Origin of the sequence: Fulvivirga sp. M361 (assembly GCF_007097395.1) — a bacterium.
Lineage (GTDB): Bacteria > Bacteroidota > Bacteroidia > Cytophagales > Cyclobacteriaceae > Fulvivirga.
In genome coordinates this window covers 44870-66909 of sequence record NZ_VKDC01000004.1, presented here as the reverse complement: position 1 = coordinate 66909, position 22040 = coordinate 44870, and the positions used below count along the sequence as shown (strand labels likewise).

The 22040-nt window shown below is 44.3% G+C and carries 11 protein-coding genes; all 11 read left to right on the top strand.

What is annotated here, in order from left to right; genetic code table 11:
* Positions 1–7 precede the first annotated feature (7 nt).
* The 11 genes from FNH22_RS03900 (at position 8) to FNH22_RS03850 (ending at position 22032) form a co-directional block, all read left to right on the top strand.
* Positions 8–1777, top strand: a complete 1770-nt coding sequence (locus FNH22_RS03900) for a T9SS type A sorting domain-containing protein (RefSeq protein WP_143397031.1) — start codon at positions 8–10, stop codon at positions 1775–1777.
* 19 nt (positions 1778–1796) lie between these two features.
* Entirely contained in the window at positions 1797–2237 is a 441-nt protein-coding gene (locus FNH22_RS03895) for a hypothetical protein (RefSeq protein WP_143397030.1), read from the top strand.
* A gap of 65 nt (positions 2238–2302) precedes the next feature.
* Positions 2303–5092, top strand: coding sequence for an alginate lyase family protein (locus FNH22_RS03890; protein WP_143397029.1), 2790 nt, complete (start codon positions 2303–2305; stop codon positions 5090–5092).
* A complete protein-coding gene (locus FNH22_RS03885; protein WP_143397028.1) occupies positions 5093–6928 on the top strand; it encodes a glycoside hydrolase family 2 protein in 1836 nt (611 codons plus the stop codon).
* A gap of 3 nt (positions 6929–6931) precedes the next feature.
* Positions 6932–8116 carry a glycoside hydrolase family 88 protein gene (locus FNH22_RS03880; protein WP_143397027.1) on the top strand — a complete coding sequence of 395 codons (1185 nt, stop codon included), beginning with the start codon at positions 6932–6934 and terminating at the stop codon, positions 8114–8116.
* Positions 8117–8758: 642 nt separating this feature from the next.
* Entirely contained in the window at positions 8759–10240 is a 1482-nt protein-coding gene (locus tag FNH22_RS03875; RefSeq protein WP_143397026.1) for a xylulokinase, read from the top strand.
* Between the two features lie 8 nt (positions 10241–10248).
* Positions 10249–11577, top strand: a complete 1329-nt coding sequence (xylA, locus tag FNH22_RS03870; RefSeq protein WP_143397025.1) for a xylose isomerase — start codon at positions 10249–10251, stop codon at positions 11575–11577.
* A 61-nt stretch (positions 11578–11638) separates the two neighbouring features.
* Positions 11639–13060, top strand: a complete 1422-nt coding sequence (locus FNH22_RS03865) for a sugar porter family MFS transporter (RefSeq protein WP_221420213.1) — start codon at positions 11639–11641, stop codon at positions 13058–13060.
* Positions 13061–14235: 1175 nt separating this feature from the next.
* On the top strand, positions 14236–15957 hold the full coding sequence (locus FNH22_RS03860; RefSeq protein ID WP_143397023.1) for a hypothetical protein: 1722 nt from the start codon (positions 14236–14238) through the stop codon (positions 15955–15957).
* 4 nt (positions 15958–15961) lie between these two features.
* Positions 15962–17392, top strand: coding sequence for a fibronectin type III domain-containing protein (locus FNH22_RS03855; protein WP_143397022.1), 1431 nt, complete (start codon positions 15962–15964; stop codon positions 17390–17392).
* An 11-nt stretch (positions 17393–17403) separates the two neighbouring features.
* Complete coding sequence (locus tag FNH22_RS03850; RefSeq protein ID WP_143397021.1) at positions 17404–22032, top strand: hypothetical protein; 4629 nt, start codon at positions 17404–17406, stop codon at positions 22030–22032.
* Positions 22033–22040 lie beyond the last annotated feature (8 nt).

The following is a 22040-nucleotide window of genomic DNA, read 5'->3' as shown; positions in this document are numbered from 1 at the left end:
GAAACAGATGAAGAAAAACTACAGGTTAAAAAGCTTAATGGCACTATTTTTTTTAATAATAGGTAGTCAGGTTGGAGCGCAAGATACGCTCACCGTAGATTCTAATAGTGGTGAAATAGGATTGTTAAATGATCTGATCAACAACGACACCACAGCCACCGGAGATCGTGCAACAGCTGTGTATCGGCTAAAAAGAGGACAAACGTACGTGCTAAGCGGTGGATTGGAAAACGTTGGTGGATATCACCTCAATATTGTGGCAGAAGAGGGAGATGGGGAAAGGCCCCGAATTGTACCGGGAGTGATCAGTGGTGGTGAATCAGACAGACCTTTCAGAGCAAGAGGTGATCTGACACTCAAAGGATTATATATCACAGGGCGTGATGAACTGGGTACACTGAACCCAAGAAGACGGATCATTCGGCTGTCTGCCCCGGACATTCGGGTAGAAGTAGACGACTGTCACCTGGACCAGGATGGTCAGGCCGCTTTCAGGACAGATGACAGCGGGATCAAATTGTACCTTACCAATTCTATCGTCTCCAACATCGGGCAGCCTAGAAATACGCTGAATGGAAGAGTGCTGGATGATAGAGGCTCAAACTTAGATACTGTGATATATGAAAATAATACCTTTTACAATATATCTCACAATCTATGTAACGACAGAGGAGGGTGGATCAAATATGCGAGGGTAAATCAAAATACTATTGTACATGTTGGTAATCGTCTTTTTGATTTTGACGAAACCCAAACAGGTATATTCACTAATAATTTGGTCATTAATGCAGGATACTTAGGGAATGATGCCGACACAATAGTAAATGATGCCTTCTTGCTCAAGTTTGACACACTTTCCGAGCAATCGATTTCAGAGTTGCCGGACGTAGAGCAAACATTTACCTATACTAACAACAACATTTATCTGGATTCGGCCATTATTAAATCGTACCCAACAATTGAAGAGATTAGAGCTGGTACGTATCCGGAAGCAGATTCTACCGTAAGACCAAACGATATTTTGAGTCCCTCTACGGCACTTTTCGCTGGTGAGGCGCAGATTGCGACAAATATTACAGAATTTGTCAACTTCTCAGATGGGCCACCACTTGATGATTTGGTGAAAATTATTGATCAGTTCTATAGAGATCCTAATCCGGCAGATGATAAACTTAATGTGGATAACTGGGATATATCCGATGAACCCTTTTCCTTCAGGTACTCTGACTTTACGCAGTCAGCATCTTCAAGCATAAATGGAGGCCAGTTAGGCGCTTTAAGTTGGGAACTTATCCTCTCGGGAAAATCAGGTCTAGAACAGTCGTTAAATGAGGCCAGGGCATTACTGGAGAATGCTGAAGCCGGAGGTAACCTTGGCCAGTACAGGAAAGACGCCATTGACGCACTTACCAGTGCTGTGACTACGGCTGAAGGTGTTCTTGAAAATCAATTGGCCCCGGATGACGAAGTAACGGAAGCAAAAACTGTTCTTGATCAGGCCATTGCCAATTTTAACGGGCAGCTCATAACCTCTACAGACGGTGATGTTGATCAGAACATTTTCATTTATCCTAACCCTGCCTCCGAATATATATTCTTTAAAAATAAGAATGATGTGTCCTTCGAAATGTGGAGCGTCTCCGGCATTTTCATTGGAAAAGGCAAGATAGAGCCAAATGCTAAATTATCATTGAGAGATCTGAAAACCGGAACCTATATTTTGCGGGTCAGAGACACGAATGACAAACTTCAAACATACAAGCTCATAAAGCAGTAACCACCTAAAATTTGCAAAAATGAAAATAGTCGATTTAAAAAATATAGCCTCTCTCTTACTCCTGGCACTTTTATCTACGTTTGTCTCCTGCGGAGATGACGACGATAATGGAGCTTCGCCAGGATTAGTCGCCACCTGGTCGGCAAGTAGTGTATTGTTAAACGATTTCGATGTAACCATGCCTACTTATGAAAACTTTACCATAACATTTAGAAGTGATGGTACCTATATTACCTCCGGTGGTACGCCGGTATTTACTGATCAGGGAGGGTTTTGGTCAATAACATCAGAGACAGGCAGTCAGATTAATATAACGCTTGATGATATTGCAGCGTCTGTCTCCTTTACGGATGATTTAAGCACTGCGGTACTAAACTTTACCGCCAACGGTAAGGCCATTGGGGCCAGGACCAGCGGCCTTGAGGGTAACTATGTTATCAATCTGCAAAAAAAACAATAGAAGTTCAATACGGTTTCACCCCGGAATATCAAATCCGGGGTGGAGTTACATCTAATACTATTTATATGAGAGGGGTAATAGTGGTGATACTTGTTTTTTTAGTTGCACTGAGCGCAAGAGCACAATATCCGGATGCACCGGAACCCTGGAGAGAGGAATACAATTTTTCACTGGCAGGTTTTGAGTTCAAACATCCAATGACCGTTTTGAACAGCGGGGAACTTGAGCTCATAAAAAAAAGGATCAGCCTCAGTGTAGAGCCTCAGGCTTCAGCCTATTTGGCGCTTATAGCTGAGGCAGACGGCTATCTGAATTTTGTTCCGAATGCGCCGGTTACATTGGATATTCCGGGAGGTTATCAGGACAGCAACGGCTTAAATGCTGCCAGGGAATTATTATGGAGTAATTGCCATCCTGCTTACACCACAGCTCTGGCTTATGCGCTTACCGGAAATATAGCTTATGCTGAAAAAGCCAGAGAGGTTTTGATGAACTGGACACAGACAGAAACCACGTTTACAGGTGATGACCGGGGCCTGCAGTTAGGTTCCTATTTCACTCCTATGTTATATGCCGCTGATTTGATATATGACTATTCTGGCTGGACGGGTACCGAAAGAGATCAGTTTCATCTCTGGTGGCGCACCGAATGCCTGGAAAAGGGAGAGGTCATTCATGTGATGCGGGGAAAAGACAATAACTGGAAGGACGCAGGGCTTTTAGGGGTTTTTGCCGCTGCTGTTGCTTTCGAGGATCATGACCTCTTAAATGAGGCCTTGATTCAGCTTAAGAGTTATTTCTATTCCCGTACGGATAAAAATGTGAGATTGCCAGGTGCGGGGTGGAAAATAGAAAGTGACGACAATGGCGTATATCTTCCTCGCGAAGTAGTTAGAAATGATGGGCGCAGCGGCCTTACTTACACCGCCTATGCATTAACCACAATGGTACAGTGCTTTGAAATAGCACGATATGCAGGGTTTGACTTATGGAATGATACCACTGAAAAAGGTGTGCAGATCATTGATGTCATCAATCAATACTTTATTTGGGAGCGTAACCCATCTTCTTTTCCCTGGGGAGTGCCTAATCTCACCACAAAACGTAGAAACCATTACGAAATTGCAAACAGTTTTCTGGAGGCAGACCACGGCATCACCAATTTATTACAGACTGAAAGGCCTATAAGAGGAAGGGAGGGGGACGCATTCAGTACGCTGAATAAAGGTGGCATGAAAGGGCGTGATACTGTACGTGTTGCAACACCTGTTTTAACCACGGTTGAAGCACTCACATCCAGCAAAATTAAATTGGAGTGGTTAGATCAATCGGACAATGAATACGGGTTCATACTGGAAAGAAAAACAGATACTGACTTTGAGCCCATAGGCCAGCTAAGCCAAAATAGCGTTGAATGGACGGATGAATCCGCCATAGCGAACACAGATTATCAATATCGTTTAGGAGCTTACAATGCCCACCAGGATACTGTCTACTCAGAGACGCTGGCCGTTACCACTCCGGCTGAACCTATTGAAGCTCCCGCAAGACCTTCGGGATTTACAGGTGTGGCAGTTTCATCAACGCGGGCTCAACTCACCTGGTCAAATACCACTCAGGAGGAGGGGTACGAACTGGAACGTCTGGAAGGCGACAGCTTTATCCGCATTGCTATTCTGGATGTGAATGATACCACTTTCACAGATACAGGTCTGAGTAAATCATCCACTTACACTTATCGCTTAAAGGCTTTTAACGGAGTGGGAGCATCTGCTTACACCGAAACAGTGAACATAACAACGTTTGCTATAGGTGCCGTGTACGAACCGGACGAGGGGGTACTCGTTATGGAGGCAGAAAATGGAGAAATGGGAAATAGGTGGGACATACTTTCACGCGCAGAAGCTTCTATGGGAAAAGTAATAGAGGTTAATCCTGATTTTAACAGTTCGGGAGATGAGCCCGGATGTGTTCAGGAGGTATGTATCGTACGATACAATTTCCAGTTAGAAACCAGCGGTAATTATAGTTTCTGGTTTAGGCTATACGCTTTATCAGGTGAGGAAGACTCTTTTTTCTGGCGTATAGATGATGGGGATTGGGTGAAGGAGAATGGTCGTTCCGGTGCAGGTGCATGGTTTAAAACGGATAATGCTCAGGTAAATGAAATAAGTGCCGGTTTTCATGTTTTAGAGGTGGCTTATCGTGAGAATGGCACACAACTCGACAAGTTTATCATTCAACTTGACACTAAACCCGACCCATTTGAGGAAGGGCCGACAGAATCCGGAAGTGCACAACTTTTACCGCCTTTAACCCCTGAGAACCTTACGCTGGTACTTAAAGATTCAACTACCATTATCGTATCATGGTCAGATGTCTCTGATAACGAAACCGGATATATTCTGGAAAGACAAACAGGTGAGGATTTCGTGGAAATTGCACAATTAGCCCCTAATACCGTCACCTATGAAGATACAGGATTAAGTCTTAATACTAATTATACCTATCGAATAAGTACTTTTAACCTTGCAGGGTCTTCGGGTTTTAGCGCTATAGATTCATTGAGCACGCCAAAGAAGAGAGAACCCGACGTCATTCAGTCATTAGAAAAGCTACATTCACAAGTACACATTTACCCTAACCCTTCGCAGGGTTTAATTAACCTTCATTGGACGGTTAACACTCAGCTAAATTTCCATATCAGGCTTTATGATATATATGGCAAAGATGTGTTTTACAACAAACCTTCAAAAGGTCAGATTGATTTTTCAGGAAACCCTGATGGAGTTTATTATCTGCACATATCGTCTGAATTTTATTCAATTATTCAAAAACTTATTCTCTTCAATTAAATGGACCGGAAAACCATCCTCATTTTTTGCTATACTTTATTCACTGCTGCATCGGTCTGCCCGGGCTTTGGCCAGGGACTTCTACAGAATTTAGGGGCCCGCGATAAACAATGCCTTGATGGTTTATGGCAGATCATTATAGACCCGCTGGAATACGGTATGTATACACACAGCTACAAGCTTAAAAAAAATGGCTACTTTCTCAATGAGAAGGCAGAAAACTCCTTCGACAGAATCGAATATGACTTTGACGGCGGCTACCAACTCTACGTACCTGGTGACTGGAATACCCAAATGGAAAAACTATACTATTATGAAGGTACGATTTGGTATAAAAGATCTTTCGATGCTTTGGGAGATACAAATGGAAGAAAACGACTCTATTTTGAAGGGGTCAACTATCAATGTCGTGTATACCTGAACGGTGAATTCCTTGGTGATCATGAAGGGGGCTTTTTGCCATTTTCATTTGATATCACAAATAAATTAAAAGCACAAGATAATTTTATTGTATTAAAAGTAGATAACACGCGCCAAAAGGATGGTATACCTACGATTAATTTCGACTGGTGGAATTATGGTGGCATTACACGCTCCGTTCATATTGTGAATTTGCCTGATACGTATATAAACGACTATTATTTAAGCCTGGTGAAAGGCACTAAGAAAAAAATAGAAGGTTGGGTAAAGCTGGAAGGTGATAATGTTGTAGCGCAAGATGTGATGATAAACGTCCCTGAGCTCAACATACATGAAAAAATAAAAACGGATAAAAATGGTCTGGCATCCTTCACCCTTTCTTCTGAGCCTGAACTTTGGTCTCCTGATCATCCTAAGCTTTACGAAATAGAAATTGCCAGCGCTGAAGAGAAGTTAACCGACCATATTGGATTCAAAACCATAGAGGTACGGGATAATGATATACTGCTCAATGGTCAAACCGTCTTTTTAAAAGGGATTAGTATTCATGAAGAAGCACCTTTTGGAGTAGGGAGGGTAATTACTGCTGAACAGGCTGCCACACTTCTGACATGGGCCAAAGAGCTGGGCTGTAATTTTATACGATTGGCACACTACCCTCATAATGAGTTTACGGTTAAATTGGCTGAAAAAATGGGCCTCATGGTGTGGTCGGAGATCCCCGTTTATTGGACCGTTAATTATACCAATGAGAGTACTTATAAAAGTGCCGAAAACCAGCTCATTCAGATGATTGATAGGGATAAAAACAGGGCAGGTGTCATTTTGTGGTCTGTTGCTAACGAAACACCCGTAATCCCTGAGCGATTGGAGTTTTTAAGAAAACTCATACAAAAAGCCAGGGCAAAAGACCAGACACGATTGATAACTGCTGCGCTTAACACCCAGCGGGGGGAAGATAACAATATCATTATCGATGACCCACTGGGCGAATACATTGACGTGATCGGTATCAATAGCTATTGCGGATGGTATGGAAAAAGACCGGCTGAATGTCGTGATCTGGTGTGGAAAAATACCTTTAACAAACCCATAATCATGAGTGAAATGGGCGGTGGTGCACTTGCCGGTATGCACGGTACAAAAGATGATCGCTGGACTGAGGAATACCAGGCAGAGGTGTATGAATGTAATTTGGATATGTTAAAGAAGATAGATTTTTTGGCAGGGACGTCCCCATGGATATTAATGGATTTTCGCTCACCAAGGCGTAATCTGCTTCGAATTCAAAACGACTACAATCGTAAAGGCCTTATTTCTGAAAATGGGGAGAAGAAAAAGGCCTTTTTTGTTCTAAAGGATTTTTATGATCATCACCAGTCAAAAAACAAGGCAAATCACTCACAAGAAAGATAAGGTATGGCCGTGTTCTTAAGGAGAATAATTACCTGCTTTTCACTATGCGTACTGGTAATCAGTTGCGAGTACGCAACTACGAATAAATCGGAGTTAGATGAAAGGCAGATTCTAAATACGATAAGTGACAGGCTCTATGCCGGGATAGTGGAGTTGGATACTTCGCGTTTGCCGCGTTCCGTAGAAGGAGGAAAAGTCAGGTTTACTTCTCCAGGAAGCTGGACCAGTGGGTTTTTCCCGGGCATATTATGGATGATGGCTTCTTATGAACCAACTAAAAAATGGAGTGATAAAGCTCGGAAGTACACCGAACTCCTGGAGAATGTCAAGTATGAAACAGGCCATCATGATTTAGGGTTTATGTTATACAATAGTTACGGACGCGGTTATTCGGCCACCAATAACCCTGCTTACAGGGAAGTGCTATTCACCGGGGCGGCTTCCTTGGCTTCAAGGTATGATACACTTATGGGTGCCATAAAGTCTTGGGACAGACCCGGAAAATGGCAGTATCCTGTGATTATCGACAACATGATAAACCTGGAATTCCTGCTTTGGGTAAGCAAGGAATCGGGTGATTCTACATACATGGATATAGCCATTTCCCATGCTGATGAAACGCTAAAAAACCATTTTAGGCCGGACTACAGTAGTTACCACGTGGTAGACTATGACACGGTAACCGGTGAGCCTGTATGGAGAGGTACCCATCAAGGGTTGAGCGATTCTTCTGATTGGGCTCGTGGACAAGCATGGGGCCTGTATGGTTACACCATGATGTATAGAGAAACCGGCCATGTCAGATATCTCAATCAAGCCAAATCAATAGCCCAGTATCTTTTGGACCATTCTAACATGCCGGAAGACCTTATTCCGTATTGGGACCTTAAAGACCCCGAAATACCGAATACCCACCGGGATGTATCTGCTGCCGCTATTATCGCTTCAGCATTACTGGAATTAAGTGATTATGTTAAAGATAACCAACAGCTCACCTATCTAACGGCAGGCAGAAAAATATTGACCAACCTTGATCGATTGTATACCTATGAGAATGACGATATCAGGCTGTTTTACCTGGATCAGAGTGTGGGAAGCAAACCGAAGAACGGGGAGGTGGGTGTCCCCGTAATTTATGCGGACTACTATTTTGTGGAAGCGCTGATGCGTTCTCTGGAAAGGCAGTGATGGAAATAAACAGTATTCATTTTAATTTTTGTAAAAAATGAATACTGTTTATCAATGATGTAAACCATTTTGAAGTCAAAAGAATACTTCTTATCTCCTTATACTATATCCCTGAGTTCAACATTAACTTTAGCCAGCGAAATTCAGGATATTCAAAGTAAAATCTAAACTTCATCGACCGTAGTTTAACGTAACAAGGGTTTTTCTGTCATTACTCATAATCTATGGTAACGACAGGCCCCTGTCAGATGCCATCCTATTGAACGGAGCCGGGGCTATCAGCCATGGGAAATTCTTTCTCATGAGGAAAAATACCTTCTATTATAGCCTTACAGAGCGCTTCTTCCTCCCTTAGTATTCTATGTATTGAATAGACCTCCATCCACTCTAAATGAAATAGGAGAAGAAATGCTTACCTGTTGCTCACAGGGCTAAAATTCATGAATTGAAAACAGGGAGGAAATTTTTAAGTTGCCCTATTACAATTCCAACAATGACATAGTTAACAGAGAGGTCATTCATTGCATCACTGTTGCCTCTCTTTAAACCCACTGGATATGAATCTAAAGCGAAAATACAGCATCTGATTTTTAGATATTGTAAATATTACAATAAGATATAATTTTTTACTATCTTTAGCGTATGTTTTATCTCGGTTATGATATAGGAAGTTCAAGTGTTAAAGCCGCATTAATAGATGCAGACAAGAATGAGATGTTGTCCATCGTTAATTATCCAAAACAGGAAATGCCCATAGATAGTCCTCAAAAAGGATGGGCGGAGCAAAATCCGGAAGTTTGGTGGGAGAATATTGTGGCGGCTACAAAATTGGTGCTGTCTGAAACGGGTGTTAGCAGCTCGGATATAAAAGGTATAGGTATAGCCTATCAAATGCATGGCCTGGTGCTGGTGGATAAAGATCAGCAGGTACTGCGGCCTTCAATAATCTGGTGTGATAGCAGAGCTGTAAACACCGGGCTGGATATGCTTAATGCCATGGGTTCCGATTTAGCGTATGACCACTTACTCAATGCTCCGGGCAATTTCACGGCATCCAAGCTTAAATGGGTGAAGGACAATGAACCTCATGTATTTGAAAAGATCCATAAAGTGCTTTTGCCGGGTGATTTTATTGCTCTAAGGATGACAGGTGAGTTTACAACGACCATTCCGGGTCTTTCGGAAGGTACATTTTGGGATTTTAAAGAAAAGTGTATCTCTCAGGATATTCTAAGAGCATTAGGCATAGACGAAGAACATTTTCCAACTGTTGTCCCTACCTTTTCCGAACAAGGGAAGTTAAGTGCTCAGGCTGCTCAACAGCTTTCCCTTTCTCCGGGTATTTCCATTGGCTATCGGGCCGGGGACCAGCCCAATAATGCATTAGCTCTTGGTGTGCTGGAGAATGGTGAGCTGGCAGCAACAGGCGGAACTTCGGGGGTTGTGTATGGAATATCAGACAGACCGGTGGGGGATAAAAATGAGCGGGTGAACAGCTTTGCGCATGTAAATCACACCAATGATGCTACCAATATAGGTGTGCTATTATGTATTAACGGGGCCGGCAGTCAATACAGATGGGTAAAGGAAATGATGGCATCCGATGGCATGGGGTATGAAGAGATGGAAGAATGGAGTGCAGCAGTGCCAATAGGTTCGGAAGGCCTGCGGATCATACCTTTCGGAAATGGAGCGGAACGCATGCTGAAGAATAAGAATTCGGGAGGTCAGATCAGCAATATCCAGTTTAACACGCACGGCAAGGGACATATATTCAGAGCTTCGCTGGAAGGGATTGCTTTTTCATTCTATTACGGTATAGAGATCCTACGTTATCTGGGACTGAACGTAGCTCATCTGAAAGTGGGTAACGATAACCTTTTTCAATCCAGGGTATTTAGCGAAACACTGGCCACACTGTCGGGCGCAACGATTGAAATGATCAATACCACAGGGGCTGTTGGAGCTGCCAGGGGAGCGGCTTTTGGCTTAGGTCATTTCAAAACGTTAAGAGAAGCCGTGAAGGAACAGGAAACCGTAGGGATATACCACCCCCAAGATAATAATGAACCATTCATTTCAGCCTATCAGGACTGGAGAAAATATTTAAAAGAGTTTAATTGATAAATAAGATGAGTATAATATTAGGAGATAAGGAATACTTCAAAGGCATACCTGAAATTGTATATGAAGGCAAGGAATCGGATAATCCTTTGGCTTTTAAATATTACGATGCCAACAAAGTTGTCGCAGGAAAATCATTAAAAGAACATTTCAGGTTCGCTATTGCCTACTGGCATACCTTCTGTGGTACAGGGGGAGATCCTTTTGGTCCTGGCACCAAGTTGTTTCCATGGGATGTTTCGAATGATCCCATGCAGCGTGCAAAAAATAAAATGGATGCTGCATTTGAATTCTTTACCAAGATAGGCGCACCTTACTATTGCTTCCATGATTTTGACCTGGTGGAGGAAGCTGATAAGTTTTCGGATTCTGAAGATCGCTTAGCGAAGATCACTGAATATGCAGTTGAAAAGCAGGCGGCATCAGGGGTAAAACTATTGTGGGGAACTGCCAATTTGTTTTCGCACCCAAGGTATATGAATGGCGCAGCTACTAACCCTGATTTCACCGTGGTGACCAGGGCTGCTGCCCAGATTAAAAATGCTATCGACGCCACCATAAGACTGGGTGGCGAGAATTATGTATTTTGGGGTGGTCGTGAAGGTTATATGACCCTTTTGAATACAGATATGAAAAGTGAATTGGATCATATGGCCAGGTTTTTACACCTGTGCAAAGATTATGCCCGCGGACAGGGCTTTAAAGGAAACTTCCTGATTGAACCGAAACCTATGGAACCTACAAAGCACCAATACGATTTTGATGCCGCGACCGTCATTGGCTTTTTAAGGCAGTATGACCTGTTGGATGACTTTAAACTTAACCTCGAAGTTAATCATGCTACACTTGCTCAACACACCATGCAGCATGAAATGCAGGTAGCGGCTAATGCAGGCGCTTTGGGAAGTATGGATGCGAATAGGGGAGATTATCAGAATGGTTGGGACACAGACCAGTTTCCCATGAATATAGGCGAGTTAACGGAAATGATGTTAGTGTTCTTAGAGGTGGGTGGATTACAAGGTGGAGGAGTAAACTTTGATGCTAAAACAAGAAGGAATTCCACTGACCTGGAAGATATTTTCCTGGCCCATATCGGTGGAATGGACGCTTTTGCGAGAGCGCTTCTTGTGGCGGATCAAATTCTGACCAACTCTGATTATCAAAAACTAAAACAAAAGCGTTATCAGTCGTTTTCTTCAGAGCAAGGTAAGGCCTTTGAGTCCGGTGAGATGGACCTGAAAGCCCTGGCGGAACTTGGCCGTAACACGGACGACCTTACTCCCTCCAGTGGTAAGCAGGAGCTTTTCGAAAATATTATCAATCAATATATTTGAGGAAACCGTGAGGCTGGCATTTAGCCATCAAAAATAACTGAAGAAGTAAATCGAAACTATTTTGAAGAACGAAGAAAGAGTAAATTATCTTTATGTCATAGGGATCACGTTGGTAGCTACCCTGGGTGGTTTTTTGTTTGGGTTTGACAGTGGAGTGATCAACGGTACCGTCAAGGGTCTTGAGTCCGCTTTTAATACGGAAGAGATCGGCAGTGGCTTTAATGTTGCTTCCATGTTACTAGGCTGTGCTGTAGGCGCTTTCTTCGCCGGACGTTTGGCAGACCTCTATGGACGAAGGTCCATGCTTATTGTGGCTGCTTTGTTTTTTATTGTTTCAGCATGGGGATCTGGTATAGCCACTTCTTCCCTGGAATTTATTGTTTACCGGATCCTGGGAGGCCTGGCTGTAGGCGCTGCTTCTGTAATGGCACCTGCTTACATTAGTGAGGTAGCACCAGCTAAGTATAGAGGCGCCCTGGCAACGGTTCAGCAGGTAGCCATCATTACGGGTTTGTTTCTGTCATTTCTGAGCAATTATCAACTGGCCAATATTTCCGGCTCAGCCGAAAATCCGCTGTGGTTGGATTTTGAGACGTGGAGATGGATGTTTTGGATGGAATTAATTCCGGCCTCTGTATTCTTAATTTCCCTGTTGTTCATTCCGGAAAGTCCACGCTACCTGGTGGCAAAACAGCATTTAGATAAGGCGCTAAAAGTATTAAGCCGGTTGTATGGCGCCGTTGCAGGTCAAAGCAAAGTGGATGAAATTGATGCTTCGTTAGCCAAAGACCATCATAAACCCAGGCTGTCCGACCTCTACGATAAGACGTTAGGAAGGGTAAAGCCCATTGTATGGATAGGCATAGGTTTGGCCAGTTTTCAGCAATTCGTAGGCATTAATGTAGTTTTTTATTACGGAGCGGTATTGTGGCAAGCGGTAGGTTTTGGGGAAAATGATGCCTTACTCATCAACGTGGTATCAGGAGCGCTAAGTATTGGCGCTGTAGTGGCAGCTTTGGTTTTAGTCGATAAGATCGGCCGGAAACCTCTTCTATTGATCGGTTCTGTGGGCATGAGTATAACACTTGCCATGGTGGTGATTGCATTTAGTTCCGGGGCTTTGGTCACGGATGCGGTCACGGGGGAAGAAACGTTACAATTGAGTGATAATATGGGCATGCTGGCCTTGATAGCGGCTAACCTTTATGTGGTGTTTTTTAATGCTTCATGGGGCCCTGTGATGTGGGTGATGCTGGGTGAGATGTTCCCCAATCAGATTAGAGGGCTGGGATTAGCCATAGCCGGTCTTGCCCAATGGGGTTCAAATTTCCTGGTTACGTTGACTTTCCCTATGCTTCTTGGTTCTTCAGGCCTCGCATTTACCTATAGTTTGTATACTATTGGCGGAATTATTTCCATATTTTTCGTCATAAAATATGTATATGAGACGAAAGGAAAGGAGCTTGAAGAGATGGAAGGGTAATGCTTCATGGGGATGATTTTGCTTTATTGATCTTACCTGAAGACTTAAGTTTGTAGTAATGCTGGCATAAGATGGTTACAGATGGTCTTCACAGCAGCTAAAAATGATGCCTTAAGCAGGGTTCCCTGGAAAAAAACCCTTTCAAAGAAGGGTATGGAAAGATGACTAGCCTTGAATAAACTAAAGATAAAATGGTCAGATAGCATCGGGTATGGACTCGGTGCTATTTTGTTTTATTTAAAAGATGGACAAGATACTTTCGTCCCTGATGGCTTGCATTAGAGCGGCTAAGGTTCCTGAAGCATCAAAACTTTTGGATACATTATATCTCATGACCTTTTGAGAACAAGCACCCGTAACCAATCATAAATGCGTAGATTTTCTCTGGTACCCATGTAGGTGATGTCCAAAACCCAGACTAATTCAGACTACCCTATACTCAAAGATCCCATAAAACCTTGGCGTTTTCTAAAACGATCATGAGCCGATAGTGATTTGATATTGTGCGTTAGGTATTACTTGAAAACGGTTGGACTTCATAATAACGAATAGACGATCTCTGCTAACTCTGGAAACCCATCTTAGCATAAATACATAGTACCTGTACGAGACATTTTCAGGCATGCCCTAACTATTGTCTGAATTATCTTCCGCTTAAGGCTTTGATCATGGCAGCTGTCCACAGGTTCTCTATGACCTGCAAGCCCAGGTTAAACCTTCTTTTCGTTCAACTTTGAATCGACCGTCGGCTCTGGTAAAGGCTTTTCCACCAGGTATTTTGACCTCTTATTTTTGAGGGAATAGCTGTTATTTCGGAGGATATCCAAGGGCGATTTTGATACTTTATATTGCCTCCGGCAGAAGAAAACAGGAATTTCCGTGAAAAACACCTGTTTGAAGCTTATGCATATTAATCTGAATATCAGTAAGTTATGCCAGAGGTCATTATTTTGTCTACCACTTTGTCTACCGCAAAAAACGTTGATTATTAGCTTCTTAAACTATCTTACGGCCTGAGTAACCAAATGCTGAAGCCTGTAACACTTTATTTTTTAATCGTAATACCCACGATTATTAAAATGGGCCTTTTAGGTTCTGAAAGTACAAGATCAAAAGATGAAGGCTATGGAAATCAAAATTGAGATGGCCAAAGAAAAATTACCAACATCAAATAAATGAAAGCCCTCCGGAAATACAGCCTGGGTTGCTTAATGGTCTGGGGCTGGACAATGTTCTTATTCGAAAGTTCAGCGCAAGACCTGGAGGCTATAGGCAAAAGCGAACCACTAAAAATAAATGGCGGTCTGTCCATTACGCAGATTGCCTATGGCGCCAGTGGCATAACGAATCGCAGAGACCCTTTCAGTTACTTTTTATCCGGTAACCTGAACGTTAATTTTTTTGGAATAAACGTTCCCCTTTCCTTCACTTATTCAGATCAGAATAGTTCATTTCAACAACCCTTTAATCAGTTTGGTATTGCGCCCCGGTACAAGTGGCTCACAGGATATTTAGGCTATAATAGCCTCACCTATTCGCAGTACACACTTAACGGGCACATCTTTTTAGGAATGGGCCTGGAAGCCAAACCTGCTGAAAAATGGTCGTTCGGAGGCATGTATGGCCGCTTATTAAAAGCCGTACCACTGGATACCCTTTCAGAAGGGCTGGGGGAGACCCCTACTTTCCAGCGTATGGGATATGGGTTCAACGCACGATACGGTGATAACAGTAATCATGTGCAGCTGATCCTATTTCACGCTGAAGATGACATTAACTCACTACCGTTTGTGCCGGAACAGGTCAATGTATTGCCGGAAGAGAACCTGGTGCTCAGTGTTCGCGCAGTAAAAACCATTGCTAAGCGCCTTTCATTACAAGGGGAGTTTGCCACCAGCGCCATCACCCGGGATACCCGGGCCGAAACATTTGAACCCGGTAACATCTTTAATTTTACAGACTTATTATTTACGTCAAGGACATCTTCTTCCTATTATAATGCCTTCAATTTCGGGGCTAACTACCGCCTGGACAAGTATGCGTTCGGGATGAAATACGAACGGGTAGATCCGGGGTACCGCACGCATGGGGCTTATTTTTTTAACAACGACTTGGAAAACATTACCGCCAATGTAGCAGCCCGCTTGTTCAAAGATGCTGTGAACGTAGCCATATCTGCCGGAACACAACAAAATAATCTCGAAAACAATGAGATCAACGATACACGGCGGTGGATTGGGTCTGTTAATTGTAATGCGAACCTTAGCAATAACCTAAGCATCAATGCCTCATATTCTACTTTCAGAACCTTTATGGTGGTGCGTTCAGATTTTGAACAGGTCAACCAGCTTACCCCATTTGACAATCTGGACACCTTGAATTTCACTCAGATATCTCAAAATGCGAACCTGAATACCAGCTATATTTTTGGAAAAGGGGATAAAAACCGTCAGCTCATAAACGTCAATCTGTCTTACCAGGGGTCCACTGATGATCAGGGAGAGGTGGACATGTCGAAGTCGAATTTTTATAACCTGAATACAGCGTACAATCTGAATCTTCTTACTTCAGGACTGTCGTTAACCGCTGCGTTAAATGCTAACCGGAATGAGACCGCCACAATCGATTCCTACACGCTCGGATCCACATTGGGAATCAACAAGTCCCTTTTTAATCGGAGGGTAAGGACAACGCTATCGGGTTCTTTCAACCAGTCTTATGTCGATGATACGCTGACCAATGAGATATTGACATTGAGAGGAGGAGTCAATTACGCCACGAAAAGTAAGCACAATTTTAACCTCAATATGATCTTACTGAACAACAAGACCGAAAATACGGAATCACCGGATTTTACAGAATATACGGCTACCCTAACGTATAACTACAACTTTTAGAAAGATGAGCAGAGCACTTTTTTATAAGGTTTTTTTCACTGTAGCGACAACGATGCTTTTGACCTTTGACAGTATCGGGCAGCGGTTCTTTGTACAGGCCAGCACAGAGTTGCGCCCCCCTTTTTCTGTCTACCTGGCGGATTATGCCGCTCCGGGTTCTGATCGCCTGGCAGTGAACCTGTTTCTTGCTGAACTGGACCGGTTGGATTACCGGGTGAAACTCAGGATGAAGATCGAGGGAGTAGGGATCACCATCACTACAAGAGAGGGGTTTATCCCACCACCTATCATCCTTCAGGGAGGTGTACCCCTCCGATTGAGCGGATCTGAACTTGCTGATTACTTCAACCCACAAAACCTGGTGTTCCAGGGGATAAGCCGCCAGGAGTTTGAACGAACAGGGACCTTGCCCGAAGGAGTATATAAATTCACCATTACTGCTCTGGATTACAACCGTAGCGTGAGGGTTTCCAATGAAAGTAATACGATGGCCTGGATGATCCTTAATGACCCTCCGCTTATCAACCTGCCCATGTTCAATACTAAAGTACGAGTGCTCGAACCTCAAAACGTGATCTTTCAGTGGACGCCCAGACACAGCACCTCACCCAATGCTGCTTTTAGTACGGAATACGTGTTTAAACTCGTGGAGGTATGGCCAAAAGGCAGAAACCCTTTCGATGCCATCAATACCAGCGCGGCCATTTTTGAGACCGTTACCTCAAATACCACACTGCTTTACGGACCCGCGGAACCTACGCTGGTTCCAGGCAGACAGTATGCCTTCCGCGTGCAGGTGAGGGATATTCTGGGCCGTGACCTTTTCAAAAACCAAGGGTTCAGTGAAGTCCATACATTCACTTATGGAGATGAATGTAAAATGCCTCTTAACCCCAGCGCAGACATCATGAACCCACGCAGCTTTCGTATGAACTGGACGGCGGTTCCCGGGCAGACCCAGTTTGAAGTACGTTACCGGAAAAATGATCCCGCTGCGAGCTGGTTTACCGAAGATACTTTTGGCAATAACATCAATGTGTTTTCCCTGGAGCCCGGCACAACCTACGAGGTACAGGTAAAAGGCCTTTGCGGCTCTTTCAGCGGACCTTTCACCGCTTCTACCGTGGTATCGATGCCCGCACTTATCGATGAGGGTACTTTTTCCTGCGGAGCGTTGCCGCCGGACCTTAACCTGGACAACACTACGCCCCTGCCAAACCTGGACATAGGAGATGTGATCAGCGCATCGGATTTTAAGGTTAAGGTGACGCAATCTTCCGGGGGTAACGGCACCTTTTCAGGAGAAGGTGAAATGGAATTGAAATTCCTGAATTACATCAGAGTACGTGTGACCTTTGACAACATTACCATCAACGACGAGTACCGCATGATTGACGGACAGGTCCGTGTAGCCGGCGCTTCTACCCCATTTTAAATGAACGAAAAATGAAAAATACTTTTTTTGTCCTTTTACTATTGTTTGCCAGTCCCACCGCTTTTGCAAAAATGGAGACAGAGCACCCTGAAAAGGATTCGTTGGCTTTTTATGCAAAAGATTATATCCCTCAAAAACTGGAGAAGTTGGGCATTGAGGTTGAATTACCAACCATTGAGTACAATGCAAGCCCGACCCTAATGAAGCCGATGCGCTTTACCAGGACATTCGATGAACTAGGCGCTTTTGAGGTAGAAGTCGAATCAGACCCCATTGTTATCCATACTACACCCAGTCAAAACCCCTATGTTCAACGGGCGCATGAACTCTTTGACAAGGTGACCCGCGAAAATCGACTCACGGACGTGTTAAGCAGTGGTGACCTCGTGGACCTGCCCATAGGGATCAACAAGGAGATCGATGATAAACAATACATCATTATTATTGATAGTGTGGCTATTACGCCGGAGGCAGCTTATCTCACCGCTTACATGTCACTTCCCATTCCAAATTCAGAGCAAAACCTGGCATTCAGAGGAAGTAATATCCGTTTTACCCAATCCGGAGGACTGACCGGGGACGTTAAGCTTGAGCTTTTGGAAGACCTTTCCTTTGAACTATCGGAAAATGCTATGATCTCCTTAAAGGGAGATGGAAGCACCTTCGTGGAATGGGATTGCTACGGGTTCAAAAGTCTGGGCATAGGTGCAGATATTGCCTTTTCCAGGGATTATCTACGACCGGATAATGCGGATGGCTCGGTGGGCGATGGCAGAGTGACCGCTGGCTTTCAGACCGTGGTGAACGATTGGAGCGACCTGATCGTGACCATGAGCCTGCCTGCTTTCCAGGTAAAGGGGCTGGATGGGTTTGGTTTCACCGCTGAAAATGTTGTTTTTGACTTTAGTGATCTTAATAACGCCGCCAATGTGGTATTTCCGGAAGGATATGAATCTACGCTCATGACCCCGGATAACCCTGAACTTTGGCAAGGCTTCTACATTCGGGAGCTCAGCATCAGGCTCCCCCCACAGTTCACCACCAAAGGTTCCGACGAGCGTAAAGTGTTGACCGCTCAGCATATGATCATCGATAATATGGGTTTCACCGGGATGCTCTCTGCCAGCGGGCTTATTAATAAAAAAGACGGCACTATGGGGGGCTGGAAGTTTTCGCTGGATTCTATCGCCGTAAATATCCAGGCCAACCAGGTATTGCAGGCAGGGTTTAACGGGGTCATTGAGGTGCCGGTATTCAAGGAAGGGAAAGACTTTACGTATGAAGCTTCCATCACCCCCGGACAAGGGGATGGTAACTCAGAATACTTTTTTGCCGTCACCACCCAGGACAAGCTGGAAATGTCGCTTTGGGCCGCGGAGGCGGAACTGCATGAATCGTCAAGGATCGAGATCCTGGTAGAGAACGGCAAGTTCAAACCTAAGGCTATATTGAATGGTAAAATGGATATCAACGCCAGCCTTTCCGACAACAGTGACGGTAACGGGCCCAAAACCCAGCTGGCAGGCATCGCTTTTGAACAATTGGAGGTGTCTACGGTCAGTCCTTATGTCAGAATATTGGAAGGGGGCTCATTTTCATTGGGTTCGGAAGCCTTACAGCAGAAAATGGCAGGCTTCCCGCTTAGCATAGAAAATGTAAAGCTTACCAATGGCGGGAGTAACGAACTCTCCCTGGATTTTGACGTGATCGTTTCACTTACCGGTAAAGATGGCGGAGCAATGGGAGCCGCTGGCAGTCTGAGCCTGGTTTCCGAAATACAACCGGACCGTTTTGACTTCAAACGAGTAGATGTTCACGAGTTAAATATCAACGTAGATCAGGGAGCATTTGCTTTGGAAGGGCAGTTGGTCCTGTTTAAAGAAGATCCTACGTACGGTACCGGGATCAAAGGTGTTGTAGAAGCTCGCTTTCAGCCCGGTATAAAAGTACAGGCCAGCGCCCTTTTTGGCGCAGTAGATGACTACCGGTACTGGTATGCTGATGCCCTGGCTGAATTCAATAGTGGGATTGTGATCGTGCCGGGGTTTGCGATCTATGGTTTTGGTGGCGGGGCCTATTATCATATGCGGCAGGTAGGGGCTAACGAAAATGCAGGCAGTGAGATCGGTGCTTCGCCTTCAGGTATTGTGTATGTGCCCGACGAAGAGACTTTTTTGGGAATAAAGGCGGTGGTCACCATGGGGGTACACCCTGGCAAGGAGTCTTTCAATGGTGAGGCTGCCTTTGAAATAGCTTTTAATAAGAATGGTGGGGTCAATATGATCTCATTTAGCGGAAACGCCTACTTTGTAACCCCACCCTCTACCGGGTTAGCGTCTTTGCAGAAAAAGGCAGGTATGTTGGCTTCAGCAACCGGCGCAGACTTTGGCGATCCAAAAGACAAGGGCCAAATGTCTGGCCGGATGCTGATCCAGTATGACATCCCCAACCAGACCTTGCATGGTAACCTGGACGTATTTATAAATGTAGCAGGAGGGGCCGTAAGAGGAAACAAAGGGGGCAACCTGGCCGGTTCCGCAGTGTTACACTTCTCTCCCGATGAATGGTATGTACGCATTGGTACCCCGGATAGTCGCATAGGACTTAAGGTCGCAGGGTTGTTCGAAATGGGCAGTTATTTTATGATGGGCACACAGGTACCGGATCTGCCCCCGGTAGACCCTAAAGTGACAGAGATCATCTCTTCTGTTAACCGTGATTTTGCCGTTACGCCAGGTATGCTTGGTAATGGAGGGGGAATGGCCTTTGGTTCATCATTTTCATTTGACACCGGAGATATGCGCTTCCTGATGTTCTATGGCCGTTTTGCTATTGGCGGTGGGTTTGATATGCTATTCAAAAACTATGGTTCAGCGACCAGTTGCGCGGGAAGGTCCGGGCCCGTTGGGATTAACGGCTGGTTCGCTCAGGGACAGGCCTACGGTTATTTTCAGGGAAAAGTTGGGATCAAGGTAGACTTGTTATTTTACCAGGGAGATGTAGAGATTCTGAGCATTGGGGCAGCCGCTGTATTACAGGCACAACTTCCTAACCCTGTTTGGTTGAAAGGGACTGTTGGAGGCTATTATAGCGTATTGAACGGTTTGGTAGAAGGTACATGCCGTTTTCAGGTAGAAGTAGGCCAGAAATGTGCTCTACAGGGGTCTTCTTCTCCGTTGGGAGGTATTCAATTAATTGCCCAGGTAACTCCTTCACAGGGAGAGTCCGAGGTAGATGTGTTTACTAACCCACAAGCTATTCTAACTTTTCCACTAGATAAATCTGTCAAGATCGTTGACAACAACGGGAGGACTAAAGAATACAAAATGGTGCTGGGAGAGTTTAAAGTGACTTCAAGTGGCCAGGAAATACCAGGAGAGGTGAAACTCAATGCTAAAAAAGATGTGATCACTTTTATCCCCCGGGACTTTCTTCCGGGAGACGAAGAAATAGAGCTTACCGTCACCATTGACATTAAGCAAAAGTCTGCTGCCAGCTGGTTAGATCTTATACAACAGGCACGTCCGTTAAAAGAAACCCAAACGATCAGGTTTACTACCGGGCCTGCACCGGATTTCATACCAATGCAAAATATTGCCTACATGTACCCATTACCTGACCAGCGAAATTTCTATAAGAACGAATCGCCGGAAGGGTATATCCAACTGATCGCCGGACAATCAAACATACTTGGTAAAACACCCCTATGGGACAAAAAGATAAGATTCAGTACAGCGAATGGACAACGATCCGAAGTGGATTATACTTACAATGAAGGTACTAAGACCATTACCTTTCCTATTCCAGAAGATCTTGCCAATGACCGGCTGTATAAAATAAATCTGGTCAGCATACCACTTGATCAGACTACAGCTTTAGACGCGAATGTGACTGAAAACCGGCAGGTATCACAGCTAGATGAAGATAATACACTGTCCGTCAATGTGCGCAAAGCAGACCGGAGCCTGGTGACACTACAGGAAAACAGCCTGTTAGAAACACATTTCAGGGTAAGTAAATACAATACGTTCCGTGAGAAAGTGAATGCATTAAATGAAGTATCCAATTACTATTTCAGTGTTTTGGTAGGAATCCAGCAATTGGGCATTTCAGTGGATGGAACAGAGTTTTTTGAGGGGTACGAGTTACAGCAAATAGGTGATCAAAAACCTTTGATGAAAGTGGAAGCACTACTTGAGAATCGTTGGTTCAATGAGTTGATACACCCTTTGGTCTATAAGAATTATCCGTATAAAGGTCTACGCATCATTGATAGAGATGAGTCTACGCTTGGAGTGCCTCCGGTAAGAGCGGTGAACATTAATCAATGGGATGAACATGAACTATTAACGGATACTGAAAAACAAAGTGGGCTGGCATTGAGTGCCAATAGGAGTGCCAGTATACTGTATGATATTCATTTGGCGTCCTACCGGGATTACATTGATCTGAGAAGGCAAGCTGCCAGAAGATATCAGGGTTCCTCGGATCCTTGGATAAATGACCTGCTTACAAAACCTTTCCCTTCGATCCGCCAAGATACCTACACATTAAAATTACAGTATCAACTACCTGGAACCGATCAGCCAGGTACAGAGGCCCGGATCACTTTCAGACCTCAGATTGGAGGAGGTGAATAATGGATCAA